A 25760-nucleotide genomic window follows, 5' to 3' on the forward strand; every position below is an offset into this window, starting at 1 on the left:
TCCGGCAGTTCGAACCGCCGCCAGCATGCGCCGAAACCCTCGGACTACGACATTTCAACTTTGCCCAGATGCGACATTACAACTTTGCTCTTACAAATTCAACTTCGATAATTTACCTTATGTCAAATAAATGTCCGTATGCTGCCGCCGATAAGCGGGAACACCGCCGACACGCCCCGCCTGCTCGAGCAGCAGCGCGACGATGAAACTGCTGGCGGGCCCCGTGAGCGGCCGATCGAATGCATGAAGCCGAGCGCGCGTTGCTGAGTGCCGGCGCGGACCAGAACCGGAAATCTGATGTCGATCAGCACGGCTTCAATGCCGCTTTACGACAAGCAAATCTGAGGCAGACTACGCACGAGTCGCGGGAGCAACTCCATGACCGGCAACTTCAAGGTATCGGCGAGTTCATCGATCGTTATCCGCTTCCCTCCATCTTCGCCAACCAGCGTGACGACACTCCCGATACCGGCATCGTGCAGATCCGTCAAATCGATGACCGTATGCTGCAACGAACGGCGCCCCAGCACCCGTGCCTGCACGCCACGGACCAACACGTGGCCGAGCGGCGGCACATGATTCAGTCCATCTCCGAAGCCGATCGGAACGACTCCGACACGCATCGCTCGCTCAAGACGGATTGGCGCCGCATAGCCGATGCCGAGCATGGATCCGGCCGGATGCTGTTGCACATGAATGATACGGGCGCGTACCGCTCGCAGCATCGGCTGCAGAGGTACCCGCTCCATCCATTCACGATCGAGCGCTCCGTACAGCAGACGTCCCGGATCGACCGCGCGATAGCTCAGTTCCGGATGGGCGATCATCACGCGCGAACTGGCAAGCATCGTCGTCAAGTCGTCGAATCCGGCCGCTCGCGCATCGGCGAGCGCGGCATCGAAAACGCCGGCCTGGCGGCCGGTCACGGTATCGTCGCCGGGTGAGCTCAGATGGGTGTAGATGCCTTTCAGCCGCACGACCGATTGCGCGGCGAGCGCGCGAAACGCTTCCTGCCATTGCGACGGCAGGAAGCCGAATCGCCCGAACCCCGGATCGATCTCGACGAACGCGTCCACCGCAATGCCGGCGCACACGAACGCGTGCAGGCTTTCCATGCTCTGGATCGTCACCGTCAACCCGAGTGACGCGACGCGCGCGGCGTCCTCCGGCAGCGTTGACGCGAACAGCAGCACTTCGTGATTGATGCCGGCCGCGCGAATCGCCGCGCCCTCTTCAGGACTACCGACGCAAAAGCCGTCGACGCCCGCGTCGGCCGCGAGCCGCGCGACGGTGGCTGCGCCAAAGCCGAAGCCGTCTCCCTTGCAAACGAAATAGACCTTCACGCCGTCGCGCACCAGCGAACGTGCCACTGCGAGATTTTCAGCAATCGCGCCGCGATTGATCTCTGCCCACGCGGGCCGTAGCAGCCTCAATTCGCGCACCTGCGGATCGTTTTCGTACATGGTCTGGCCGCTCCTTAAAGACGATCGGCAACGGCCGTGCAAATGCCGTTCGACCGGGCGAACTCGCGATCCTGCCGCTCGCGCAGCGCCTCGTTCGACAACGTGCGCAACTGTGCACGCGCCGTTTCGGTCGCCGCCGCATCGACGCGTGCACTCTGGCGATCGATCAGAACTCCATACACGTCCGCGGCCATCCGTTCCGAGATCCGTTCGTCGAGCACGTCGTCGAGCACGGCTTGCGCGTCGCGCTCCCACGGATAGCCGTAACCCGCGCCACCGGCCGCGATGTGACACACCGCATTGCCGCGCGTCAACGTGGTGACCGAACTCGGCATGCTCGGCAGCAGCGTCGATACCCCGTCACGCGAAAGGAAGTTCAACGACGGCGAGCCGTCCAGTCCGCCGTTTGATCCTGTCGGGCGATGCGCGCGGCGATCGGAGCGCAGCCCGAGCGACGCATGGTCGGCCAGCAGTTGATAGGTTCGCCGCATCGCGAGGCCGCCGCGGTGCTTGCCCGCGCCACCCGAATCGGTGACGAAGCTATAGTCAGAGACCTTCAGCGGCAGACGCGCCTCGATCAGCTCGACCGGCTGGTTCGACAGATTGCCGAGCGGATTCGCAATGCCTTCGCTGCCGTCGTGTCGACCGCCGCCGCCCCAGCTGCCGAGAATGCCGTCGGTAATCAGCCAGTTCCCGCCATCGCGCGCGCGGCCGGAGATCGAGATCACCGACGGGCCGCCTTCGCCGAGCGCCGGAATCGCGTCTGGCACGACCTGCGCAAACGCCCCCTGCAGCACGTCGAACATCCGGTACGCCATGATCCCGCGAGCCGCGCACGCGGCCGGCTCGACCGGATTCACGATCGAACCGCGCTCCGCGAGCACGCTGACCGCGCGCGAAAACCCTTCACAGTTCGGCACGTCGACGCCGATCGCGCAACGCACCGCCGCATACGCAACGGACTGCGTAGTCGCGAACGGCCCGTTGATCGCGCCGGCCACCTGCCCGTCGGTGCCAGCCCAGTCGATCGACACTTCGTCGTCCGCAATCGTCACCTTCACGCGGAATGCGATCGGCTCCGGTTCGTCGCCCAGCCCGTCAATGAAGTCCTCGTAACGGTATTCGCCATCCGGCATCGCGCGGATAGCCTGGCGCGTCACGCGCTCCGCATAGTCGTGCAGTGCGTCGACGAGCCGAGCGAAGCCGACCGCTCCGTATTTCTCGAATAGCTGCGTAAGTCCGCGCGACCCTGCGCGGCACGACGCGATCTGCGCACGCAGGTCGCCGCGCAACTGGTCCGGCATCCGCGAGTTCGTTTCGAGCAGCGTGAGCAGCGTGTCATTCGGCTCGCCGCCGTCGACGAGCTTCATCAGCGGGATGCGCAAGCCTTCCTGGAAAATTTCGGTCGCGCCGATCGCCATGCTGCCCGGCGCCATTCCGCCGACGTCGGTGTGGTGCACGATCGTCGCCACATACCCCTCGATGCGCTCATCGAAAAAGACCGGCTGGATCAGGTAGACGTCCGGCAGATGCATGCCGCCCGACGTGTACGGGTCGTTCATGATGTACACGTCGCCCGGCTTGCCTGCGTCGCGATAGCGGCTCACCACGTTGCGCATCGCGGCCGGAAACGCGCCGAGATGGATCGGCAGCGTCAGGCCCTGCGCGATCACGCGGCCTTCGCGATCGAACACCGCGGTCGAGAAGTCCATCGAGTCGCGCACGATGGGTGAATACGCGGAACGCAGCACGACGAGAGCCATTTCGTCGGCAATCGAGCCGAGTGCGTTCTTCACGATCTCCAGCGTGATCGCGTCGGTCGTCGCGAGCAAGGTCGGGGCGGCATTCATGCGGGTTGCTCCGTAAGCGAAATCACAATGTTTTCGTGCTCGTCGACGTGCGCGGACGCGCCCGGCGGCACTACGCAGGTCGAGTCGTATTCCTCGACGATCAGCGGCCCCGGCCGCTCGCTTGCGCGCAAGTCCGCGCGCGACACCACCGGCGTATCGACGAAACCATGCGTCTTGCCGAAATACGCGCGGCGCGACACTCGACCGCCCGCCGCGCCACGGCTGCCGCCAGCGCGGCGGGCGTCATACGCGCGCGTGTTTTCGGACGCGAGGCTGCCGACCGCGCGGAGGTTCACCAGTTCGATCGAATCGTCTTCCGACGCATGTCCATAGGTGCGCTCGTGCTCCGCATGGAACGCGCGCGCGATACGCGTCGCGTCGACCACGTCTCCGGACCGCCAGTCGAGCGGCACCGTCAGTTCGTAGGCCTGACCGGCATAACGCAGGTCGAGCGCGCAGGCAACTTCGATGTCGCTCCGCACGGTGCCTTCCGCCACCATGTCGGCCTTCGCGCGCGCGATCAGATCTTCGAGCGCGTCGCCGAGCCGGTTAGCCGTCGTCGCGTCGAGCCGGCAAAACATCGTCTGCATGAACTCGTGCTGCGTCGTCGAGAATAGCAATCCGAGCGCGCTGAACACGCCGGGACTCGGCGGCACGATCACCGTGCGCATGTCGAGCAGTTCGGCGATCGCGTGCACGATGATCGGCCCGTTGCCACCGAACGCGAACAGTGCGAACTCGCGCGGGTCGCGGCCGCGATACGTGGAAACGGCTTTCACCGCACGCGTCATCGTCGACGCGGCGATCGAGAATATCCCGTACGCCGCTTCGTGCAGATCGGTGCCGGTCGGCTCGGCAACCTGGGTGCGCATTGCATCGAGCGCCTTTTGCCGGTTGATCCGCAGTTCGCCGCCGGCCAGGTATTCCGGGTTAAGGTAACCGAGCGTGAGCACCGCGTCCGTCAACGTGGGCGTCGTGCCGCCCCCGTCGTACGCGACCGGTCCCGGCACCGAGCCAGCCGAGTCCGGGCCGACCTTCACCAGCCCGCCCGCGTCGATGCGAACCATGCTGCCGCCGCCGGCGCCGATCTCGGATACGTCGATGAACGGCAGCTTCACCGCGTGACCGCCGCCCTTCACGAGTTTGCTGCTGACGTTGATGCCCGCCCCTACCTCATACTCGGTGGTGCGTGCCGGCTCGCCATCTTCGATGATTGCCGCCTTCGCGGTCGTACCGCCCATGTCGACCGTGATGCAATCCGCGTAGCCGGACGCCGCCGCGACCGAGGCCCCCGCGATCACGCCGGCCGCCGGCCCGGACTCGATGATCGCGGCGGGCTTCTGCATCACCGCCGCCGCGCTCATCACGCCGCCGTTCGAATGCATGATCTGAACCGGCCCGGTCATCCCGATCGCGCTCAGCTTGTCGATCAGCGAGTGCAGATATCTGACGACAACCGGCCCGAGATACGCGTTCACCACTGTCGTGCTGGTGCGTTCGTACTCGCGAATTTCCGGCAGGATCTCGTGTGAGCAGGTCAGATACACGTCGTCGCCGAGCACGCTGCGCAGCAAGTCGCGAATCCGGATTTCATGCGCCGGATTGGCATACGCGTGGATCAGGCTGATCGCCACTGCGTCGATGCGCTCCGCTGCGATGCGGCGCGCGACGTCGATTACCTGCGCGTCGTCGAGCGCCTGTGCTACCGAACCGTCCGCGTTCAGCCGCTCGTCGACCTCATAGCGATGGCGACGCTTCGCGAGCGGCTCCGGCTTACGGTAGCCGAGGTTGTACAGCATCGGCACACGCAGCCGGCCGATCTCGACCACGTCACGAAAACCGCGCGTCGTCACGAGCGCCGTCTTTGCTCCCTTACCCTCCAGCACCGTGTTCGTCGCGACCGTTGTCGCGTGCACGAGTTCGGTGACTTGCCGTGGATGTGCATCGAGCGATGACAGCAACGCCCGCAAACCCGAGACGATCGCGAGACCGTAATCGTCAGGTGTCGACGACACCTTCTTCGTATGCACCACGCCGTCATCGCCGATCACCACGATATCGGTAAACGTCCCGCCGATATCCACGCCCGCCCGATAAAGTCTTTCCGTCATTGCACTCATTGCCTGCCTTGCTCCGTATCCATGCGGTACCGAACCCGCGGCGCCGCGCTCAATTGCCGCCTTCCTTGGCAATCCATCCGTGTTCGAGGCCGTCGGCCATTTGCGTCGTCGCTGCAAGATAGCACTTAATGAATCGATTCACCAAAGGCTTTTTTAATGCCCTGGCGACGGCCCATCCCTAGAACTTGTGCACAATGCCAATGCTGGCCACCGTCTGGTTGCGCGACGTCGACGGCAGCATCGTTTGAATCTGCGCGGCCGGCGCGCCGTCCGGCGTCGCCGGAATCGGTCCGCCGGTCGGCCGCGGAAAAGCGCCGCCGCCGGTGCGCATCCAGATCAGTTCCGCATAGACCGACGTGCGCTTAGAGATGAACTCGTCGACGAGCAGATTCACCTGATGCCAGTGGACCTGGGTCGGCCCCCGCGGACCGCCGGTGATGTCGTTGCTGGTGTATGTGTACGCGGCGCCGATCAGGAGGGTCGGCGAAATCGTGTAGCGCACGTTCGCTTCGTAGTTATTGAACCGATAGTTGATGCCGCTGCCGAGCGTCGTGCCGACGTTGTTATAGATGGCGTTGCTGTACATCACGCTGAACTTGGCCGCGCCGAGCGCGTACGATGCGCCGATGCCCGCAATCTGCTCGCGTTTCGACGTAATCGGCGCGTCGCAGCAGGTGATTGCACCGTTCGTATTGACGGTCGGGGTCGTGTTCACGCCGGCCCGGTCGTATAGCGAGTAGGCGGCTGCGATCGCGAACGGGCCGTTCGTGTAGATGCCACCGAGCGACCACATCCGGTTGTTCACGAAGTCGCCGGCCGCATTGCTGAACGCATACATGGCGATGCCGGTGAAACCGCGGATATTCGGCGACGTGTACTTCACCGAGTTGTTCACGCGCAGAAAATCGTCGGTATTGTCGTTGTCGTAGGGATGCGAAAACATCACGCCGCCCCACGCGCCATTCGATGTCATCGTCTGCAACGTGCCGACGATCGCATCGTACTGGCGCCCGAACGTCAACGTCCCGTACTGCGGATGCGACAGTCCGACAAAAGCCTGGCGGCCGAACATCCGGTTGTTCTGCCCGAGCGCGCCGTTCACCGGATTGAAGCCGCTTTCGAGCGTGAATATCGCCCGGTACCCGCCGCCCAGATCCTCCGCGCCCTTCAGGCCCCAACGGCTGCCGTATTCGCCGTTGCCGGTCAGTTGCACCGCGCTGTGGCCACCCTGATTCGATGACCAGGTCAATGCCTGATTGATGATCCCGTACAGGGTGACCGAACTCTGTGCATGCGCCGTACCGCCTGCGCCGGCCAGTACCGCCATCGCAATCCATTTGGTTTTCACTGCTGCATCTCCAAACAAGGCGTCGCAGGCACCCCGCAGCGCGGCGACAGATTGATATTCGTGAGTGAATCGATTCACAATGAGGCTATCTGGAGTCCGCATTGCTTCGCGGATCGACCCGCTCGCGTCACGCAAAGCGGCTCAGCCGTCCGGCCGCATGCCGATCCCCTTCGGTATCGCCGCCAGCAACGCAGCCGTATAGCGTTCGGCCGGTTTGAACAGCACCTGCGTGGCTGGCCCCGACTCGACCACACGCCCATCGCGCATCACGACGACGCGCTCGCACAGCTCGCCAACCAGCGCGAGGTCGTGGCTGATCACGACCAGCGTGACGCCGGACGCGCGATGCAAATCGCGCAGCAGCCGGATGATCTCCGCCTGGATCGACACGTCGAGCGCCGACGTCGGCTCGTCCGCGACGATCAATTCCGGCCGCCGCGCGAGCGCGCGCGCGATGGCGACCCGCTGGCGCTGCCCGCCCGATAGCTGATGCGGCAGGCGCGACAGCATCGCGCGCGGCAACCGCACCATCTCCAGCAGTTCGTCGACCGGCACGCCGTCCCCGCCGATCGCCTCCGCGAGCGTCGTTCGAATCGTCTTGCGCGGGTTCAGCGAATTCGTCGTGCTCTGGAACACCATCTGCACCTGCTGGCGAAACTCGGCATGCTCGCCGCGCGACATTCGTGCGAGCGGCACGCCCTTGAAGCGGATCTCGCCGACGGTCGGTTCGGTCAGTTGCACCATCATCCGCGCGAGCGTTGACTTGCCGCTGCCGCTTTCGCCGACGATCGCGAGCGAGTCGCCCTTTGCCACGCGCAGGTTCACGCCGGATACCGCATGAAGGCGCTGCCGGTTGAACAGCCGCTCGACGGCGGAGCGCCCGGACGCATACGACTTGCCGACGTCCGACAGTTGAAACAGCGCATGCTGCGCGACGCCGCTAGTTGACATGGCCTGCTCCGTGACCGGTTTGGTGATGCGTCTGCCCGAGCGCGGGCAGGCGCGGAATGCTGTCGATCAGTTGCCGCGTATACGGATGTGTCGGCCGCAGGAAGATCGATTGCACGTCGCCGTGCTCGACCACGTTGCCCTGCTTCAGCACGACCGCGCGCGAGCACAGTTCTGCCATCAGGTCGAGGTTGTGCGTGATGAACACGAGCCCGATCCGCAGATCGTCGACCAGTGTGCGCAGCAGTTCGACGATCTGCGCCTGCACGGTCACGTCGAGCGCGGTGGTCGGCTCGTCCGCGATCAGCAGCGACGGCTCGCAGACGATCGCCGCCGCGATCATCGCGCGCTGCTTCATCCCGCCGCTCAGTTCGTGGGGATACGCCTTCGCCGTGCGGCGCGGATCGCGAAAGCCCACCCGCTCCAGCACCGACTCGATCGCGTCGAGCAGAGCCTTGCCGCTCAGAGACCGGTGCGCGCGGATCACGTCCGCAAGCTGCGTGCCGATCGTGAAGGCGGGATTCAGCGCGGTCGCCGGGTCCTGGAAGATCATCGACAGCCGGCTGCCGCGCAGCGCCCGCATCCGCGACTCCTTCGCGTGCGCAAGATCCTCGCCCTCGAACAGGATCCGGCCGCCGCTCACGCGCCCGCCGTTGCCGAGCAACCCTAGCACCGCGAGCGACGCGACACTCTTGCCGGAGCCAGACTCGCCGACAAGGCCAATCGCCTCGCCCGCGGACACCTGGAAGTCGAGCCCGTGCAGCACCTCGGTGGCCGCGTGCCCTGCGCCATAGGCCACCCGCAGGTCTTCGACCGAAAGCAGCACCTCGCTCATACGGCACCTCCCGCCGTTTCCGTGGCGCGCTGGCGGCGGCGCGGGTCCAGCACCGTGCGCATCGCGTCGCCGACCAGGTTGAACGCGAGCACGCTGACGAACACCGCCGCGCCGGGGAAGATCGACACCCACCAGTCGCCGGTGAAAATCAGCGCGCGCGAGTCGGACAGCATCGCGCCCCAGCTTGGCGTCGGCGGCTGCACGCCGAGGCCGATGAAACTGAGCGATGCTTCGACGATGATGGTGACGCCGAGCAACAGCGTCGCCTGCACGAGCACCGGCGACACGATGTTCGGCAACACGTCCGACAACAGAATGCGGGCGCCGCCCACGCCCTGCAGATGCCGAGCGGCCACGTATTCAGCCTGCACTTCGGTTTTCGCGAGACTGTAGGTGAGCCGCGCCAGACCGGGCGCATAGAGCACGCCGATCAGCAGGACGAGCTTCGTCTCGTTGGTGAGCGCGAACGGCCCGATATGTAGCGTGTCGGTGCCGGTGATGCCGACAATTGCGATCGCCCAGATCAGCAGCGGGATCGACGCGAGAACCTCCATCGCTTTCATCAGCGCCTCGTCGATCCACGAGCCGGCTTTGTAGCCGGCGACCAGCCCGATCGCGGTGCCGAGCACGACGCCGATCGCGACCGCGCACAGGCCGATCGACAGCGACGCACGGGCGCCCCAGATCGTCCGGCTCAGGATGTCACGGCCCACCTGGTCGGTGCCGAACCAGAACGCCGCCCCGGGTGCTTCGAGACGATGCTCGATGTACAGATGCAACGGGTCTTTCAGCGGGAGTAGCGGCGCGCAGACCGCGAGCGCGCCGAGCGCAACGATCAGCACGACGCCGATCGCGCCGGTCGGTTCGCGCATCAGTGCCCGCACGAGCCGGCCGCTGCCGCACGTGATCGACGCGAGTGCGGACGGTCTGTCTGGCAGCGTCCGCATGGAGGAATCAGCCATCATTTTCGGTTTGCCTTCGGGTCCAGATAGCCGTGCAGAAGGTCCGCACACGTGTTCGACAGGATGAAGATCGCGGTGATCACCAGCACGATCGCCTGCACGGTCGGGTAATCGCGCTGGAAGATCGCGGCCAGCAACGCGCGTGACACGCCCGGTATGTTGAAAATCTGCTCGACGATCAGCGCCCAACCAAACATGTAGCCGTAACTCATCGCAGCAGTGCTGACGAGCGGCGGCAGCGCGTTCTTCAGCGCATACACTCGGATGCGAGCCCGCGGCAGGCCGAGCGCGCGCGCGGTTCTCACGTAGTCCTGCGATAGCGCGTCGACCATGCTCGTGCGCACGAGCCGGCTCAACACCGAAATGTAATAGACCGACATCGTGAGCATCGGCAGCGTGAGCGACTGTATGTGCGCGAGTCCGCTACCGCTCCACGACGTCAGTCCGCCGACGGGAAACCACCCCGTTTTGAGCGCGACGTAGCGGATCAGCAGCAGTCCGAGCCAGAACGACGGAACGGACAAGCCCACGATGGCGATCACGCGCAGCAGATGATCGGCGGCACCGTTTTCCTTGAGCGCGGCGACCGTGCCGAGCACAATCGAAACGATCACCGTGAACACGAACGACAGGCTCACCAGTTCGACCGTCGTCGGCAGCGTCTCGCCGATCTGAGGCCCGATCGCGCTGCCCGACACATACGACGTGCCGAAGTCGAGCGCCACGGCGTGTGCAAGCCAGTGCCCATACTGCTCGGGGACCGGCCTGTCGAGGCCGTACTGATGGTTGAATGCGGCGATCTGGTCGATGGTCGCGTCGCTGCCGAGCGTCAGCCGCGCAGGCGACACCGGCGTCGCGCGACACATCGCGAACAGCAGCGCGCTGACGACCACGAGCAGCAGCGCGGAGGACAACAGGCGGGAAATCACATTCATCGCGACCTCATACGGCGGAAACGGCGACCTGGTCGAGCGCCAGCGAGAAGCCTGAGTTCACCTGGAAGTTCTTCACCTGGCTGCGCCACAGGTTCTGTACCTCGAGCGCACCGATCCAGATCGCCGGGCATTCACGCGCGACGACCTGCTGGAGCTTCGCCAGGATCGGCTTCAGCACAACCGGATCGTCGGCTGCGTAGCTGTCGTCGATCAGGCCGAGGAATGCGGCGTTCGAATACCCGGTCGCTTTCCAGAGGCTCTCGGTCGGCCGGAACAGTGCGTTCAACAGATAAGTCGGCTCGGGCGGGGCGATGAAGCCGGTCAGCACGGCCTGATGGTTGCCGACCATAGCCTGCGCGATCATCTGGCCGAAGTCGAGCGGCCGCAGATTCACCTTCACGCCGAGCGACGCAAGCTGCGCCTGTACGAACAGCGCAGTCGACGACGTGTCGATCAGATAGGCGGGCTGCACGTACAACAGATCGAACGACGCGCCCTTCGCGTATTTCGACGCCTTCAGCGCCGCCCGCGCAGCATCCGGGTTGAAGTCGACGCTCGCCGCCGACGCCGCGTCGAACCACGGCGAATCCGGGGCGAACGGCATGCTGCTCGCCTTTACCGCGCCGTAGCAGAGATCGCGGCTGATCTTGGCGCGATCCATCACCAGCGACACGGCGCGGCGGAATGCGGGGTCGTCGAACGGCGCCTTGCGCGTGTTCAAGCACATCATCAACGGGCTGGTCGGCGACGGCCGGCTGTCGCCAGCGATGCCCGGCGCACGGCGAATCTGCGGAAACAGCTGCGCAGGCGGCGCGCTGATGATCTGCGTCTGGGTTGCCATCAACGACGCGAGCCGCGACGACTCCTCCGGAATGATTCTGAATACGACCCGTTCCCAGCGAGGCAACGCCTTGCGCCAGTAGTTCGGGTTGCGCCGCAGCTCGACGAAATCGTTCGCTCGCGACTGCACAAAGATGCCCGGCCCGGTGCCGACGCCGACCGGCGTCTGGCGGAAGAAATCAGCCGGATGTTGTTCGCGGCTGCCGACCGGAAAGATGCCCATGTACTTCGACATGTAGTCGAGCAGCGGCCGGTACGGCCGCTTCAGACGAATCACGACCGTCGCCGGATCGGGCGCGGACACAGAATCGATCACGGTCCAGAACGGCCGGCGGAACGCTTTGTTCGACGGATCAAGCACGTAGTCGAAGCTGTATTTCACGTCAGCCGACGTGAATGGTCGGCCGTTCTGAAACGTGACGTCGCGCTGCAAATTGAACGTATACGTCAACTTGTCCGAGGAAATCGTCCACGTGCGCGCGAGCTGGGGCACGCGCTCGCCGCGCGCGTCGACGCCAACCAGGTTTTCGAAGATCAATTGGTTGATCGCCATCACGTCGTGATTGGGCTGGTTCAGCGGATCCAGCGTCTGCGGATTGCTCGGGATCGCGACGGTCAGCACACCGCCGTCCGTGGCGAACGCCCGGGTGCCGAACGCGAACGGCAGCGAGATGCCGGCGACCCCCGCTGCACCGGCGTGCAGGATCCTGCGTCGTGTTCTGTCGATGCTCATGACTGTCCTTGGCTGCATAATACTGCGCTCGGTGAATCGATTCATAAACGATAGGCGCCAGGGGGTGGCGAGTCAACGTTTCAAAAATATCGGAAACCCTGACGATCCCGGAAAACGCGGGGATTCAGCGTTACAACTGGAACACGCCGACCAGATCCTTCTGCCGGGCGGCCTCGTGCTCCAGCGCCTGCGAATTCGCCGCAGCCTGTTCGACGAGCGCCGCGTTCTGCTGCGTGACGGTGTCTATCGCAGCCAGCGCCACGCTGATTTCCGTAATGCGGCGGCTCTGTTCCGTTGCCGCGTCCGCGATCGATGCGATGACTGCCGCGACGCCTTCGACGCCCTGCTGTGCTTCGGCAAGCGCGTCCGCCGCGTTGTCCGCGAGCGCCGCGCCGCGCGTGACGGTGGCCGTCGATTCGCGGATCACCGAACCCGCTTCGCGCGCGGCGGTCGACGCCCGCAGCGCGAGTGCGCGCACCTCACCCGCGACGACCGCGAAACCGCGTCCCGCTTCGCCCGCCCGTGCAGCCTCGACGGCAGCGTTCAGCGCAAGGATATTGGTCTGGAACGCGATGCCGTCGATCGCGCCCGTGATATCCGCGATCCGCTCCGAATGCGTGCGGATGTCGGCCATCACATCCGTCACGCGCGCCATCGTTTGGCGGCTCGTCGTTGCGAGCGACGACGTTTCGTCCGCGAGCGTCGTCGCCTGCCGCGAATTGGCGGCGATCTGCGACACGCTTTCGGTCAGTTCATGCATGCCGGCCGCGGTCTGCTGCAACGACGCTGCCTGCTCCTCGGTCCGCGACGACAGATCGACGTTCGCGGACGCGAGTTGCGACGTCGCACCCGCGATCGTGTCGCTGGAACTGCGGATCGATTGCACGATCACGCCGAGGCGTTTGTCCATTTGCGCCAGCGCATCGAGCAAACGGGCGAACTCCGTGCGGCGGCCCGGTGGAAACTGCTGCCCGAGCCGGCCGTCCGCGATCGCGCCGGCCGCGCACACCGCATGGCCGAGCGGCGCGTCGATCGACATCACCAGGTAAATCGCCACGCCGACTGCCGCAGCAATCCCGGTGACCAACATCGCGAGCGCCCAGTTGCGGAACCGCTCGAAACAAACCTCGCCCTGCTCCGCGAGCGCGGCGACCTTCCGTTCGTTCAACGCCATCAACGGCCCGAGCCCGCTCGGCGGCAGCCGTTCGATTCGCTGCAATGCTTGCGCGTAGTCGGACATCCCGGCGCGCTGCATCGCCGCGTCGACAAGCGACGTGAACGCCGGGATCGTATGCTCGACACGCTGCGCGGCCACCCGCTCCTCGTCGCTCGCGACGCGGGCCGGATAGTAGTCGCGGAATGCGTCGTCGATCGCGCTCGCATTTCGACGGATCGCATCGACCGCCGCCCGCACATCGCCGTCCGACGTCATCGTCTGGATCGAACGCAGGCGCAGCCGCGTATCGAGCGCCGCCGACTGGATCTTCGCGAGATCGACGATCGAGGCGGCACCGCTTTCGTGCGCCATGCGCATCTGTCCGTTCAGCGCGGCGAGGCCGCTGATGCACAACGTGCCAAGCACGCACAGCAGCAGCACGCTGACCGAAGACGCGAGCGCGATCGTGAACCTGATGCTCTTGAAAAAATCGCTCATCCCGTACCTCACACCTCACGCCGGCTGGGTCGCCGGCCTTGTTTTAGCCTTGTTTTCGGCCTTTTTATGGCGACGGGGAACCGCTCCGTTCTCGCACGCCCGTTCGCGTCATGCGAGCAGCACCGCCGCGTCCGCGAGCGACAGCACATAGCTGCGCGTATCGAATGCGGTCGTGAACAAATGATCATGAACGACCTGATCGCGGTCGTAACAGCAGTCCTTCACGGTGTACAACCGGAAGTCCGCGTCGCTCGCATACGCAACGGTGGACAGCACGACGCCGGTCGATTCGATGCCGGCTAGAATGAGTGTGTCGATGCCAGCCGCGGACAGCCGCGCGTGCAGGTCGGTGCCGAAGAACGCACTGACGCGATGGCCAATGATCAGCGGCTCGTTCGCCTGCCGCGCGAGTTCGGAGGCGATCGTGTCGCTGACGAACAGCCCCGATGCTTTCAACCCCTGCCCGCTCTTGTTCAGCGTGCTCACCTCCGGATAACCCGGAGTGAACTGGATCTTCACGAAATAGACCTGCACGCCCTTGGCGCGCGCGAGATCGCATAGCTTGCGGGCGTTCGCGACCAGCGTCGGCGCGACAGACGACACGACGTTGAGCACGTCGGTCTGATAATGCATGATCACGAGCGCTGTACTCGCGGCAACGATCGGCGGCACCGCAAGCGTGGGCGTTTGCGCCGCGGCCGCCGAGATACTTCCTTCGCCGCAGCCGTCGAGCCCCATGCAGATCGCGAGCGCTCCGGCCGAGGTCGCCGTCATCTTGACGAACGACCGCCGGCTTACTCCATCACGTCTCGTTCCGTCCCCCATTGCCGCCTCCGCGTCAAAAGTCTTTGTGAATCGATTCACCAAGAATCGAAGACCATAAACCGGCTGTCAAGCAGCAGACGGCAGGGGTAAACCTCAGGTAGTCACGCGGCCCGCGAGCGGCCTCGTTTCGGCTGCCCCGCTGGCGCGGCGCACGATTCGCGGATGATCATCCGCATCGGATGTTTCGAGCGCCGGATCCCGGCCCGCCCGGCGCCGTCGAGCAGTTGCAGCATCATGTCGGCGGCCTCGGTCCCCACCGCGCGCGGGTCCTGCGTGACCACCGTCAGCGCGGGCGCCGAAATACCCGCGTACTGGTGGTCGCCGATCGACACGACCGACAGGTCGCCAGGCACAATCAGGCCGAGATCGCGCACGACTTCCAGCACCGTGGCTGCGTCGTTCAGCGTCGCGATGATCGCCGAGGGGCGCGCGGCACCGCTGAGCACGCTGCGGCACGCATCCTCGCCGAACTCGCCGGTCCGAAGGATCAGCGCTGGATCGGCGCCGATGCCGGCATCCTCGCATGCGGTCATGTAGCCGCGCACCATCTCGCGGCCGACCCACGTGTGCTCGTGACCGGCAACGAGCGCGATCCGCCGGTGCCCGAGTGACGTCAGATAACGAACGGCCTGCCGGCATCCGTCCGCATGATCGGTCAGCACCGAGTTGAATTCGCCCTGCGCGTCGCGCTCCCATAGCACGACCGGCATGTTCAGTGTGCGCAGCAGGTTGAAGTACGCGGGCGTCTCGTCGTCCGAAATCGCGCCGATGAATCCGTCCAGCCGTCGCTGCTTCAGGCTTTCCAGAATCGCGCGCTCGCGTTCGAGGTCATAGTGCGAGTTCGCGATCAGGATCTCGTAGCCGTGCTCGCGCAGCCGCGCCTCCGCCGCGCTGACCATCTGCGCGGCGGTGTGCTGCGCGATGTCCGAGATCAGGCAGCCGATCGCCTTCGAGCTGCCCTTGCGCATGCTGCGTGCGACCACGTTCGGCACGAAGTTCAACTGGGCGACGGCCTTGCGTACCGCCTCCTGAATCTCCGGCGCGACGTTCGCCCGCCCGTTCAGCACCCGCGACACCGAGCCAACCGATACCTTCGCCAGTTTCGCGACGTCCTGCACGGTCGGCGCGCCTTGAGGCGACTTACGGCTGCGCGTGGCGGGGTTGGCCGTAGCGGCCGGTTTCTTTGCGGGCATGGGGATCCGGACAAGAGAAAGAGGAAAAACGATGCTTCAGTGAATCGTTGCACCGAGTTTAAGGCCCTCTTGGGCCGGAAGCAAATCGGTCCGCGCGACGGCCCGGTTTCGCGTCGGCCGGAAGCCGGGCGGCAACCCGCCACTCAACTGCCGCACGCGTGGATCAGAAACTGTTGCAGCGCACGCGCGGGGTCGGCGAGCGGCACGCTCGGGTGCCACAGCATGCCCGCCTCCATCTGCGGAATCGCGTCGTGCAGCGCGCACGCGTTGATCCGTCGGCCTTCCAGGGACCATGGCCGGAACACCATGTCGGACAGGATCGTCACGCCGAATCCGTGCGCGACGAGCCCGCGCACCGCCTCCATCGAGCTCGTGCGGAACGCGATGTCCGGTGCGATCCGCCGGCGTGCCCAGTAGCGCTGCGTGGACTGCTCGCCCTCGTCCTCGGTCAGCTGGATGTACGGATAGCGCGCAACGTCGCGCAGCGTCGGCGCGTCCATCTGCATCAGCGGATGGGTCGGTGCGGCCCACAACTGACGGCGCGAGCGCATCAGCACGTGATGGCCGAAGCGGGCGCGACGCTCGACGTTCGACAGCAGCACGACGCCCAGCTCGACGTCCCCGGCGAGCACCGCCGCCTCGATCGCCCGGCGGTCGAGGTCGCGCAGATCCAGTTCGATTTCCGGATACGTCGACCGGAACCGCGCGAACAGATCCGGCAGGAAATAACCGAGCAATGTGTACGACGCAGCGATCCGCACCGTACCGCGCAGGCAGTGCGCGCGAAACGGTGGCGTGTGAAGCGCGTCGCGCACGGAGTCGAGCACCTGGCGCGCATGGGTCAGGAAGTCCTGCCCGTCCGGTGTCAGTTCGACGCCCTGCGGCAGACGCACGAACAGGCGCCGGTCGAGCGCGCTCTCCAGCGCAAGCACCGCGTTCGTGATCGCGGACTGCGAGACGTGCTCGGCCGCAGCCGCCATCGAGAACTGGCCGCTCTGCGCGGCGGCCACGAAGTAGCGGAACTGCCGCAGCGTCACGTCTTTCGATACGTCCTTGGTCATCTGTTTTTCGCATACCTGGGTTTGGTATTTGTGATTTTACGATAGGAAATCGGCTTCCTATACTCCGCGTCGATCGAGGTCTGGAGACGAAACAATGAACGCCCCGCTATTCCCGCAACAGCAACCGGCATTAGACGCCGTCACGCTCGACGACAAGTACACGCTCGGAAAAGGCCGTGTCTATCTCAGCGGCACCCAGGCGCTGGTGCGCCTGCCGATGCTGCAGCGCGAACGCGACCGGCGCGCCGGCCTCAACACGGCGGGTTTCGTGTCGGGCTATCGCGGCTCGCCGCTCGGCGCGCTCGATCAGAGCCTGTGGAAAGCGAAGAAGCATCTGGACGCGCACGACGTCGTATTCCAGCCCGGCGTGAACGAAGACCTCGCGGCGACCGCGATCTGGGGCACGCAGCAGCTGAACCTATGGCCCGGCGCAAGCGTCGACGGCGTATTTGGGATGTGGTACGGCAAGGGTCCCGGCGTGGACCGCACCGGCGACGTGTTCAAGCATGCGAACTCGGCCGGCACCGATGCGCGCGGTGGCGTGCTCGTGCTGGCCGGCGACGATCACGCGGCGAAATCGTCGTCGGTCGCGCACCAGTCCGAACATGCGTTCATCGCGAGCGGCATTCCGGTGCTATATCCGTCGAACGTGCAGGAATATCTCGACTACGGCCTGCATGGCTGGGCGATGAGCCGCTATTCGGGCCTGTGGGTCGCGATGAAGTGCGTGACCGACGTGGTCGAGTCGAGCGCGTCCGTCGAGATCGATCCTCAGCGGGTGACAATCGTCACGCCGGACGACTTCGAGATGCCGCCCGACGGCCTCGGCATTCGCTGGCCCGACCCGCCGCTCGCGCAGGAAGCGCGGCTCGTGAACCACAAGTGGTATGCGGCGCTCGCATACGTTCGCGCGAACCGGCTGAACCGGGTCGCCATCGATGCGCCGCATGCCCGTCTCGGCATCGTCACGGCGGGCAAGGCTTACCTCGACGTGCGCCAGGCGCTCGCCGACCTGTCGCTCGATGACGCGGTCTGCGCGCAGATAGGCCTGCGGGTACTGAAGATCGGCTGCGTGTGGCCGCTCGACGCACAAGACGTGCGCGACTTCGCGACCGGCCTCGACGAAATTCTGGTCGTCGAGGAAAAGCGCCAGATCCTCGAATACGCGCTCAAGGAAGCGCTGTACAACTGGCGCGAAGACGTGCGCCCGCGCATCTACGGCAAATTCGACGAACGCGACGGCGACGACGGCGGCGAATGGTCGGTGCCGCGCGGCCCGGTGCTGCTGCCCGCGCAATACGAGCTTTCGCCGGCGTTGATCGCGAAGGCCATCGCGCGCCGCGTGCTGAAGATCGGCATCGGCGACGAACTACGCGCGCGCATCGAGGCGCGGCTGGCGATCATAGACGCCAAGGAACGCGAAGCAGCGACGCCCGCGCCGCTGGCCGAGCGCCAACCGTGGTTCTGTTCGGGCTGCCCGCACAACACGTCGACGCGCGTGCCCGACGGCTCGCGCGCGCTGGCCGGCATCGGTTGCCACTACATGGCGATGTGGATGGACCGCAACACGGACACGTTCAGCCAGATGGGCGGCGAAGGCGTCGCATGGCTTGGCCAGATGCGCTTTACGTCGGACAAGCACGTGTTCGCCAATCTGGGCGACGGCACTTACTTCCATTCCGGGCTGCTCGCGATCCGCGCGTCGATCGCCGCGCGCGCGAACATTACGTATAAGTTGCTGTACAACGACGCGGTCGCGATGACCGGCGGCCAGCCGGTGGACGGCGTGCTCACGGTGCCGCAGATCGCGTATCAGGTCGTCGCGGAAGGCGCGCGCAAGGTCGTCGTCGTCACCGACGAGACGCGGAAATACGACGGCGTCGCGCTGCCCGACGGCGTCGCCGTGTTTCATCGGCGCGAACTCGACCGCATCCAGCGCGAGTTGCGCGACACCGCCGGTACCACGGTGCTGATCTACGACCAGACTTGCGCGACCGAAAAGCGACGCCGCCGCAAGCGCGGCACGTACCCCGATCCGGCGAAGCGAGCATTCATCAACGATGCGGTCTGCGAAGGCTGCGGCGACTGCTCGGTGCAGTCCAACTGCCTGTCGGTCGAGCCGCTGTCCACGCCGTTCGGCACGAAGCGCAAGATCAACCAGTCGTCGTGCAACAAGGACTTTTCGTGCATCGACGGGTTCTGCCCGAGTTTCGTCACGCTCGAAGGCGCGCAGCCGAAGAAACCGGCCGGCGCGGGCCGCGCGGACGCTCCCGACTTCTCCGCGTTGCCCGAACCCAAACTTCCGGTGCTCGACAGGCCATACGGGCTGCTGATCACCGGGGTCGGCGGCACCGGCGTCGTGACGATCGGCGGATTGGTCGGGATGGCCGCGCATCTGGAACACAAGGGCGTCACCGTGCTCGACATGGCCGGCCTCGCGCAAAAGGGCGGCGCGGTGCTGAGCCACGTACAGCTTGCCCGCCACGCGGACGAGTTGCACGCCACCCGGATCGCGGCCGGCGACGCGCGCGCGATTCTCGGTTGCGATGTGATCGTATCGGCGTCGGCCGAAGTGCGCTCGAAGATCCGCCGCGGCCTCACGCGCGCGGCGATCAACATCGGCGCGACGCCGACCGCGGAGTTCGTGCACGATCCGCACTGGAGCTTCCCCGGCGACGACGCGCAGCGCGCGTTGCGCGACGTGCTCGGCGACGCGTGCTCGTTCGTCGATGCAAACGAACTGGCCGTCCGGCTGCTCGGCGACACGATCTACGCGAATCCGCTGCTGCTCGGTTACGCGTGGCAACAGGGCCTCGTGCCACTCGGCCTCGCGAGCCTGATGCGCGCAATCGAACTAAACGGCGTGTCGGTCGACACGAACCGGCTTGCGTTCTCGTGGGGCCGTTATCTCGCGCACCACGGCCCGGACGCGGCGAAGCCATTCACCGATGCGCTCAGTCCGTCCGCCCCGAGCCAAGCGGTCATGCTGCACCTCCCCGAGTCGCTGGAAAAGACCGTCGAGCGCAACGCAGCATGGTTGACCGCCTGGCAGAACGCTCGATACGCAGCGCGCTATCGGCATCTCGTCTCGCGCATTCAGGATGTCGAGGCACGTCTGCCGGACGCGCGCGGGCTCCCGTTGACAAAAGCGGTCGCACGCAATCTCGCGAAGCTGATGGCCTACAAAGACGAGTACGAAGTTGCGCGCCTATACGCGGACCCTGCGTACCTCGACAAGCTGCGCGCGCAGTTCGAAGGTGAACCGGGCAAGGACTATCGCATCACGTTCCATCTCGCGCCTCCCCTGCTCGCAAACCGCGACAAACTCGGTCAGCTGCGCAAGCTGCCGTTCGGATCGTGGATGCTGCCGGCGTTTCGCATGCTCGCGCGCCTGAAGGCGCTGCGCGGCACGCGCTTCGACCCGTTCGGCTACACCTGGGAACGACGCCACGAACGCGCGCTGATCGACGAGTATGTCTCATTGATCGACCGCTTCTGCGCGACGCTCGACAGCAGCCGCATCGAAACCGCTATCCGGCTCGCGAACCTGCCCGACGAGATCCGTGGCTTCGGCCACGTGAAGGCGCGCAACCTCCGTGCAGTCGAAGCAAAGCGCGCACGCCTGCTGGACGAATACGACAGCTTGGCAACCACGCCCGCTGCCGTTCCTCTTTCTTCCTCATCAACTGGATCGATCTCGCAATGAAATCTTCGATGCATGACCGCGACGGCGTTATCTGGCTCGACGGTAGTTTCGTGAACTGGCGCGACGCGCAGCTTCATTTCCTCACGCACTCGCTGCACTACGGGATGGGCGTGTTCGAAGGCGTGCGCGCGTATGAGACCGCGCACGGTGCGGCCGTGTTCCGGCTCGACGACCACACGCGGCGGTTGTTCAATTCAGCGAAGATCTTCGAGATGGATATGCCGTTCGACATCACGACGTTGCGCGATGCGCAGCTCGAAGTGATCCGTCGCAACGGGATGAAAGCATGTTACATCCGGCCGCTCGTCTGGCTGGGCAGCGAACAGATGGGCCTAAGCGCGCGCGGCAACACAGTGCACGTCGGCATTGCCGCATGGCCGTGGGGCAGCTATCTCGGCGAAGAGAGCCTCAGGCGGGGCATTCGCGTGAAGACGTCGTCATATTCGCGGCATCACGTGAACGTTTCGCTGGTCCGCGCAAAAGCGAGCGGCTATTACATCAACTCGATCCTCGCGAACCGTGAGGTCACGCGCAACGGCTATGACGAGGCGCTGCTGCTCGACACCGACGGCTATGTGTCCGAAGGTGCGGGTGAGAACGTGTTCGTCGTCCGCCATGGCGTGCTGTACACGCCGGATCTCGCGTCGTGCCTCGACGGCATCACGCGCGCCTCGGTGATCGAACTCGCGCGGGAGCAAGGGCTGACGGTAGTCGAAAAGCGGATCACACGCGATGAGATCTATTGCGCAGACGAAGCGTTCTTCACAGGCACTGCCGCCGAGATCACGCCGATCCGTGAACTGGATGACCGCACGATCGGCGCAGGCGCCCGCGGGCCTGTAACCGAAACGCTGCAAACCCGCTTCTTCGAGGCCGTATCCGGTCGCTCAGCAGCACACGCACACTGGCTGACCAGCGTATACGATCATGTCCTCCTTTGATCCATCCTCGCGCGCGCCGTAACGCATTGCGGCACACGCATACGTCATCAAGGAATCCCTTATGTCCGAAGGTTTCAGCGCAAGTACCAAACTGCCCGCGGACGAAATTCCCGCGCTGCGCGTCGTGCCGCAGCCGAGCAGCGCCAATGTGCATGGCGACGTGTTCGGCGGCTGGATTATGTCGCACGTCGATATCGCCGGCTCGATTCCCGCCAGCCAGCGTGCGAACGGACGTGTCGTCACGGTCGCCGTTAATTCGTTCACGTTCCGACAGCCGGTTTTCATCGGCGACCTGCTGAGCTTCTATGCAAGAATCGTCCGCGAGGGCAATACGTCCGTCACCGTGAACGTCGAGGTATTCGCGCAGCGGATGGGCCTCAACGAGGTGATCGTAAAAGTCACGGAAGCCACGCTGACGTTCGTGGCGACGGGCGCCGACCGCGCACCGCGCAAGCTCCCCTGGTCGGCAGCGGGAGCCAGCGTATAGCGAACTGAAGCAACGACGGGAAGAGGCTACGCCGACACGCTTGTTGCGTGTCGGCGTAGCCTCGCGCACGTCCACAAAGCAGTCGCTAGTCAAATCGTCGAATCCAGCGCAGAGTCTCTTCTCTCTTGTCGAGGTTGTCCGGGCCGGCGCTGCATCAGCACGGGCATACGGCAGATAGAGTCTATCCAATGCGCACGGAGCTCCCTGTGACTGCAGGAGATCCGGTACGAGCTGATTTGGATCCATCGTTTCACCGGTCGCACCCCTCTTATAGCTCTAGTTGCCTGGTCTTAGAATTTGCTGCTGTTGCAGCGCGCGGCTCTCGATGCAGCCGCCGTCCGCCACCGAATCCGATCAAATGACTTGGACAGGAACGGCTCAGGTCATGCGCGCGCGAAGCCAGAATGCCTGTGTTGAGGCCCCGCCCATGCGATCATCGACAAACATGGTGCTTTTTCCCTCGGATTCTAACGGCGTAACGCAGCGTGCTCCCGCGGGTCGACAGTCAGGCCGACAGCGCGGCGCGCACACTCAATGGGCGCCTGTCGGTCCAGTTGGCGCCGAACCATTCGAGACAGACGTCTCGTGCTCCCGACGCGCCCGGCGCCTGCCAGCCTTCCGGCACAGGCTTGTCGTCCGGACAGATAGCGTATTGTTCCTCGTGATTGACGACTACGTTGAAAGCGGCGGCGTTTTTCGGCGTGTCGACTTCCATGCCTCTCTCGATTCGATAATCGATCCCACGTGTCACCCGCATCACATAAATCGATATTTCGATAGAAACGGCACACCCGCTCGCACCGGGGCAACGATTCAAGTTGTTTGAAATCGAAGCCGGTCGGCTTATCCATAAACCATCTGGAATTAATTACATTTTCATTACGACGGAATCGAATAAATTATCAGCTCCAACAGCCAGCACGCTTGATATTTGCTTCTTAAATATGCTACCAGAGAAAAACAACCCACCGTTCCCGATAAATAAACAATCGGCATAATTGTTTAAAAATCTTGCATACCGCTTTTTTAAAGCGGAGTCCCGATGCATCGCCTTACCGGCCACCACCCTCCCCATTCCGCTCCAGCGCTGAACGGCACGGCATCGGCCGCATCATGCCTGCGGCGCGGCAGCCAATTACTCCGGCTTGGGGAGCGTCTTTCCGGACGGCATCGAACCGTGGCTAATCGAAGAAACATCAGGTAGTGACGTGGCGCCCCGGCTGTTCAGCCTCTTAATTGCCGCACAACAACGCGCCCCCGCCCCCTCCGGTACATTGAATTTCTTATGCGTAAAAAGTTTCAGCCTAAATTGACAGGGTTGGGTATAGTTACGCGTCTGCCCCACGTAACGAGTTGTAACATCCCAAACGGGCCTATCGCTCGCCGGCGGCCGGACAGAAACAAGCGAACCTGTTTTCGCTTTTCAGAATAACTAAATTCTTCCGATTATCGAGGGTCTATGGATTTGCTGGCGGCCATGCGAATTTTCGTGCGGGTTGTCGAGCGTGGCAATTTATCGAGGGCCGCGAAAGATCTCGGCCTCGGCCAACCTACCGTTAGCGACCGAGTCGATCGGCTCGAACGGTTTCTCGGCGTCAAATTGCTGCTCCGAAACACGCGCGCGGTGTCGTGCACCGATGAAGGCATTCTGTTCTATCAGCGAAGCAAGGTCGTGCTCGACGCGGCCGACGAGGCACGGGCCGTCGTCACGCTCGGCAACAAGATCGTGCGTGGGCGCATTCGCATTGCCGCGCCACATGGGTTGGGCGAAGTCGTACTGCCGGAAATTCTCACGGTCATCCGCGAACAAAATCCGCAGCTCTATATCGAGCTCGTCCTGAATGACGAAATCACCGACCCCGTCACCGAGGGCGTCGATATTTCATTGCGGCTCGGCCAGATCGGCGATGGCAATTTCGTCGCGCGTCGATTGGGTTACGTACGACGCGTACTGGTCGCGTCGCCGCTTTATATCGAAAAGCATGGACTGCCAGAGGAACCGACCGACATCGTCGGGCATCCATTCATTCGCGTCACGGGGCTCTTCAACGATGGCCAGCTTCGCCTGATGAGTCCGTCGAAATCGGCGCGGCCGACGCCGATCAACGTCGTCGTCAGCACCAGCCACTGGCGGCCGGTCTACGAGCTACTGCTGAACGGCGCGGGTATCGGCGTCCTTCAGGAACACGTCTGCATCGACGCCCTGGAATCCGGCCGGCTCGTCAGGCTGCTGCCGGATTACACGGTACCGGGATTCGACCTGCATGCGCTACTGCCGGTCACACGGCCCGTGCCTTCGAAGACCCAGGTCGTCGTGAAGATCATCGAGGAGTATCTGCCGAAGATGATGGCGCGGGCTGCGGACGACGCGCTCGACATGTAGCACGATCGACAAAACGAATCCCCGACCGTGCATCGACGTCCGCATATTTCACTTTTTTCCGCGCATTGAAACGGGAGCGGGCCGGGTGGCCGCAAGCAGCGCGGCGCCGATGGCCATGATGGCCGCCATCAGCACCAGGCACACGCGGAAGCTCCCGGTCGACGTACGCAGCCAGCCGATTGCCGCAGGACTGAAAAAGCCGCCCAACACACCGATCGTATTGATCAGCGCGATGCCGCCCGCGGCGGCGGGTCCTTTCAGATAGGCGGACGGAATGGTCCAGAACACCGTGTAGGCCATCCACATTGCGGTCGTCGCAACCGTGATGAATATCAGCGAAACGTCGAGCCTGTCGCTCGACACGACAGTCGCAACGAGTGAAATCGCGCTGACCAGTGCCGGAATCGCGCTGTGCCAGCGCCGCTCGTTGCGACGATCGGAACTACGGCCGGCGACGACCATGCCGATGGTCGCGGCAACGAACGGAATCGACGAATAGAGGCCGATCTTCATCGGATCGGTGACGCCACCGGCCGCCAGCAGGCCGGGCAACCAGAAATTGATCAGGTAGATGCCGCAAATGACGCAGAAATAGGCGGCGCTCATCAAATAGACGTACGGATCCTTCACGACTTCCGCGAAACCGTGCCGCTCCGCATGTTGAGGCTTCGCGGTCATGTCGACGAGTTCCTGCCGTTCCTCGGGTGACAGCCACGTTGCGGTCTCGGGCCGATCGGCAAGCAGCACGCGGGCCATGATGCCGAGCGCGACGCACGGCAGCCCTTCGATCAGGTACATCCACTGCCAGCCGGACAGGCCGCCCAAGCCTGCGAAGGTCGTCATGATCCACATCGACAGCGGGCCGCCGAGCACGCCCGCAAGGGGGCCGCCGATCATGACCGCGGCGATGGCTTTCGCACGGCGGGATTCGGGATACCAGCAGGTCAGATAGAACAGGATGCCCGGCGTGAATCCGGCCTCGAAGACGCCCAGGAGAAAGCGCAGCACATAGAACGTCGTCGCATCGCGCGTCGTGACCATGGCTGCGGACGTCAGGCCCCACAGCACCAGGATCCGGCTGATGGCCTTGCGCGCTCCGATTTTCGGCAGCAACAGGTTGGACGGCACCTCGAAGAGCGCGTATCCGATGAAAAATATACCGGCGGCCAGGCCGTATTGCGCATCGGTCAAGCCGATGTCGGACTGCATGTGCAGCCGGGCGAAACCAACATTGAGCCGGTCAAGGCAGGCAAACAAATAGCAGATGAGCAGAAAGGAAAGCAGGCGGCGGTCGAGCCGGCGATACAGCGCCGACGTGCGATCGCCATTCTGAATCGAGACGACAGTGGACATGCCAGTCCATATGAACGCGTCCCGGTTGCAACAGTGTTCATGTGTGTCGACAGGCAGGACGGTTTGCAGTGCTACATATCACCCGTTGTTCTGCTGATGGCAGGCATTCAGGTTTGGCGAACC

General features: G+C 64.3%; 19 protein-coding genes. 4 read left to right on the forward strand and 15 right to left on the reverse strand.

Going from position 1 to position 25760, the window contains the following annotated elements; translation table 11 throughout:
• Positions 1 to 326: 326 nt before the first annotated feature.
• The 13 genes from alr to ABIC50_RS13500 form a co-directional block, all read right to left on the reverse strand.
• Positions 327 to 1463 (reverse strand): alanine racemase, encoded by a 1137-nt coding sequence (gene alr, locus ABIC50_RS13440; protein ID WP_354164510.1) that lies wholly within the window; start codon positions 1461 to 1463, stop codon positions 327 to 329.
• 14 nt (positions 1464 to 1477) lie between these two features.
• Positions 1478 to 3313 carry a hydantoinase B/oxoprolinase family protein gene (locus tag ABIC50_RS13445; protein ID WP_354164512.1) on the reverse strand — a complete coding sequence of 612 codons (1836 nt, stop codon included), beginning with the start codon at positions 3311 to 3313 and terminating at the stop codon, positions 1478 to 1480.
• The gene (locus tag ABIC50_RS13450) at positions 3310 to 5424 is read right to left on the reverse strand and encodes a hydantoinase/oxoprolinase family protein (protein WP_354164515.1); all 2115 of its coding nucleotides are present in this window, start codon (positions 5422 to 5424) and stop codon (positions 3310 to 3312) included. Before ABIC50_RS13450 ends, ABIC50_RS13445 begins: the two co-directional genes overlap by 4 nt.
• 187 nt (positions 5425 to 5611) lie before the next feature.
• Entirely contained in the window at positions 5612 to 6781 is a 1170-nt protein-coding gene (locus ABIC50_RS13455) for a porin (protein WP_354164518.1), read from the reverse strand.
• Positions 6782 to 6922: 141 nt separating this feature from the next.
• Entirely contained in the window at positions 6923 to 7732 is an 810-nt protein-coding gene (locus ABIC50_RS13460) for an ABC transporter ATP-binding protein (RefSeq protein ID WP_354164521.1), read from the reverse strand.
• Entirely contained in the window at positions 7722 to 8564 is an 843-nt protein-coding gene (locus ABIC50_RS13465) for an ATP-binding cassette domain-containing protein (RefSeq protein ID WP_354164523.1), read from the reverse strand. Before ABIC50_RS13465 ends, ABIC50_RS13460 begins: the two co-directional genes overlap by 11 nt.
• The gene (locus tag ABIC50_RS13470; protein ID WP_354164526.1) at positions 8561 to 9511 is read right to left on the reverse strand and encodes an ABC transporter permease; all 951 of its coding nucleotides are present in this window, start codon (positions 9509 to 9511) and stop codon (positions 8561 to 8563) included. The genes ABIC50_RS13465 and ABIC50_RS13470 overlap by 4 nt, the downstream gene beginning before the upstream one ends.
• A 14-nt stretch (positions 9512 to 9525) precedes the next feature.
• A complete protein-coding gene (locus ABIC50_RS13475; protein ID WP_354164529.1) occupies positions 9526 to 10461 on the reverse strand; it encodes an ABC transporter permease in 936 nt (311 codons plus the stop codon).
• A gap of 7 nt (positions 10462 to 10468) precedes the next feature.
• The gene (locus ABIC50_RS13480) at positions 10469 to 12034 is read right to left on the reverse strand and encodes an ABC transporter substrate-binding protein (protein ID WP_354164531.1); all 1566 of its coding nucleotides are present in this window, start codon (positions 12032 to 12034) and stop codon (positions 10469 to 10471) included.
• Between the two features lie 130 nt (positions 12035 to 12164).
• Complete coding sequence (locus tag ABIC50_RS13485; RefSeq protein ID WP_354164534.1) at positions 12165 to 13688, reverse strand: methyl-accepting chemotaxis protein; 1524 nt, start codon at positions 13686 to 13688, stop codon at positions 12165 to 12167.
• A gap of 108 nt (positions 13689 to 13796) precedes the next feature.
• Positions 13797 to 14462 (reverse strand): cysteine hydrolase family protein, encoded by a 666-nt coding sequence (locus ABIC50_RS13490; RefSeq protein ID WP_354164537.1) that lies wholly within the window; start codon positions 14460 to 14462, stop codon positions 13797 to 13799.
• A 152-nt stretch (positions 14463 to 14614) separates the two neighbouring features.
• A complete protein-coding gene (locus ABIC50_RS13495; protein ID WP_354164540.1) occupies positions 14615 to 15706 on the reverse strand; it encodes a LacI family DNA-binding transcriptional regulator in 1092 nt (363 codons plus the stop codon).
• A 143-nt stretch (positions 15707 to 15849) separates the two neighbouring features.
• Positions 15850 to 16767, reverse strand: coding sequence for a LysR substrate-binding domain-containing protein (locus tag ABIC50_RS13500; protein WP_354164543.1), 918 nt, complete (start codon positions 16765 to 16767; stop codon positions 15850 to 15852).
• 94 nt (positions 16768 to 16861) lie between these two features.
• Between ABIC50_RS13500 and ABIC50_RS13505 the strand changes: the two genes are divergently transcribed.
• From ABIC50_RS13505 to ABIC50_RS13515, 3 genes are all read left to right on the forward strand, one after another.
• The gene (locus tag ABIC50_RS13505; RefSeq protein ID WP_354164546.1) at positions 16862 to 20473 is read left to right on the forward strand and encodes an indolepyruvate ferredoxin oxidoreductase family protein; all 3612 of its coding nucleotides are present in this window, start codon (positions 16862 to 16864) and stop codon (positions 20471 to 20473) included.
• Positions 20470 to 21414 carry a branched-chain amino acid transaminase gene (locus ABIC50_RS13510; protein WP_354164549.1) on the forward strand — a complete coding sequence of 315 codons (945 nt, stop codon included), beginning with the start codon at positions 20470 to 20472 and terminating at the stop codon, positions 21412 to 21414. The genes ABIC50_RS13505 and ABIC50_RS13510 overlap by 4 nt, the downstream gene beginning before the upstream one ends.
• Before the next feature lie 61 nt (positions 21415 to 21475).
• Entirely contained in the window at positions 21476 to 21901 is a 426-nt protein-coding gene (locus ABIC50_RS13515) for an acyl-CoA thioesterase (RefSeq protein ID WP_354164552.1), read from the forward strand.
• A gap of 505 nt (positions 21902 to 22406) precedes the next feature.
• On the opposite strand, the gene ABIC50_RS13520 is transcribed toward ABIC50_RS13515, so the two are convergent.
• A complete protein-coding gene (locus tag ABIC50_RS13520) occupies positions 22407 to 22616 on the reverse strand; it encodes an MbtH family protein (protein ID WP_354164555.1) in 210 nt (69 codons plus the stop codon).
• Between the two features lie 744 nt (positions 22617 to 23360).
• On the opposite strand from ABIC50_RS13520, the gene ABIC50_RS13525 reads away from it, so the two are divergent.
• The gene (locus ABIC50_RS13525) at positions 23361 to 24284 is read left to right on the forward strand and encodes a LysR family transcriptional regulator (protein WP_105830806.1); all 924 of its coding nucleotides are present in this window, start codon (positions 23361 to 23363) and stop codon (positions 24282 to 24284) included.
• 48 nt (positions 24285 to 24332) lie between these two features.
• Here ABIC50_RS13525 and ABIC50_RS13530 read toward each other — a convergent pair whose 3' ends face one another.
• Positions 24333 to 25637: an MFS transporter gene (locus tag ABIC50_RS13530; protein ID WP_354164558.1), complete on the reverse strand. Its 1305-nt coding sequence runs from the start codon at positions 25635 to 25637 to the stop codon at positions 24333 to 24335.
• Between the last annotated feature and the right edge of the window lie 123 nt (positions 25638 to 25760).

Origin of the sequence: Burkholderia sp. 567 (assembly GCF_040545115.1) — a bacterium.
Taxonomy (GTDB): Bacteria; Pseudomonadota; Gammaproteobacteria; order Burkholderiales; family Burkholderiaceae; genus Burkholderia; species Burkholderia ambifaria.

Bases quoted from the DNA above. Each gene is read 5' to 3' on its own strand.
- alr (WP_354164510.1), bottom strand. From the start codon at position 1,463: ATGTACGAAAACGATCCGCAGGTGCGCGAATTGAGGCTGCTACGGCCC.
- ABIC50_RS13445 (WP_354164512.1), bottom strand. From the start codon at position 3,313: ATGAATGCCGCCCCGACCTTGCTCGCGACGACCGACGCGATCACGCTG.
- ABIC50_RS13450 (WP_354164515.1), bottom strand. From the start codon at position 5,424: ATGACGGAAAGACTTTATCGGGCGGGCGTGGATATCGGCGGGACGTTT.
- ABIC50_RS13460 (WP_354164521.1), bottom strand. From the start codon at position 7,732: ATGTCAACTAGCGGCGTCGCGCAGCATGCGCTGTTTCAACTGTCGGAC.
- ABIC50_RS13465 (WP_354164523.1), bottom strand. From the start codon at position 8,564: ATGAGCGAGGTGCTGCTTTCGGTCGAAGACCTGCGGGTGGCCTATGGC.
- ABIC50_RS13470 (WP_354164526.1), bottom strand. From the start codon at position 9,511: ATGCGGACGCTGCCAGACAGACCGTCCGCACTCGCGTCGATCACGTGC.
- ABIC50_RS13475 (WP_354164529.1), bottom strand. From the start codon at position 10,461: ATGAATGTGATTTCCCGCCTGTTGTCCTCCGCGCTGCTGCTCGTGGTC.
- ABIC50_RS13480 (WP_354164531.1), bottom strand. From the start codon at position 12,034: ATGAGCATCGACAGAACACGACGCAGGATCCTGCACGCCGGTGCAGCG.
- ABIC50_RS13485 (WP_354164534.1), bottom strand. From the start codon at position 13,688: ATGAGCGATTTTTTCAAGAGCATCAGGTTCACGATCGCGCTCGCGTCT.
- ABIC50_RS13490 (WP_354164537.1), bottom strand. From the start codon at position 14,462: ATGACGGCGACCTCGGCCGGAGCGCTCGCGATCTGCATGGGGCTCGAC.
- ABIC50_RS13495 (WP_354164540.1), bottom strand. From the start codon at position 15,706: ATGCCCGCAAAGAAACCGGCCGCTACGGCCAACCCCGCCACGCGCAGC.
- ABIC50_RS13500 (WP_354164543.1), bottom strand. From the start codon at position 16,767: ATGACCAAGGACGTATCGAAAGACGTGACGCTGCGGCAGTTCCGCTAC.
- ABIC50_RS13505 (WP_354164546.1), top strand. From the start codon at position 16,862: ATGAACGCCCCGCTATTCCCGCAACAGCAACCGGCATTAGACGCCGTC.
- ABIC50_RS13510 (WP_354164549.1), top strand. From the start codon at position 20,470: ATGAAATCTTCGATGCATGACCGCGACGGCGTTATCTGGCTCGACGGT.
- ABIC50_RS13515 (WP_354164552.1), top strand. From the start codon at position 21,476: ATGTCCGAAGGTTTCAGCGCAAGTACCAAACTGCCCGCGGACGAAATT.
- ABIC50_RS13520 (WP_354164555.1), bottom strand. From the start codon at position 22,616: ATGGAAGTCGACACGCCGAAAAACGCCGCCGCTTTCAACGTAGTCGTC.
- ABIC50_RS13525 (WP_105830806.1), top strand. From the start codon at position 23,361: ATGGATTTGCTGGCGGCCATGCGAATTTTCGTGCGGGTTGTCGAGCGT.
- ABIC50_RS13530 (WP_354164558.1), bottom strand. From the start codon at position 25,637: ATGTCCACTGTCGTCTCGATTCAGAATGGCGATCGCACGTCGGCGCTG.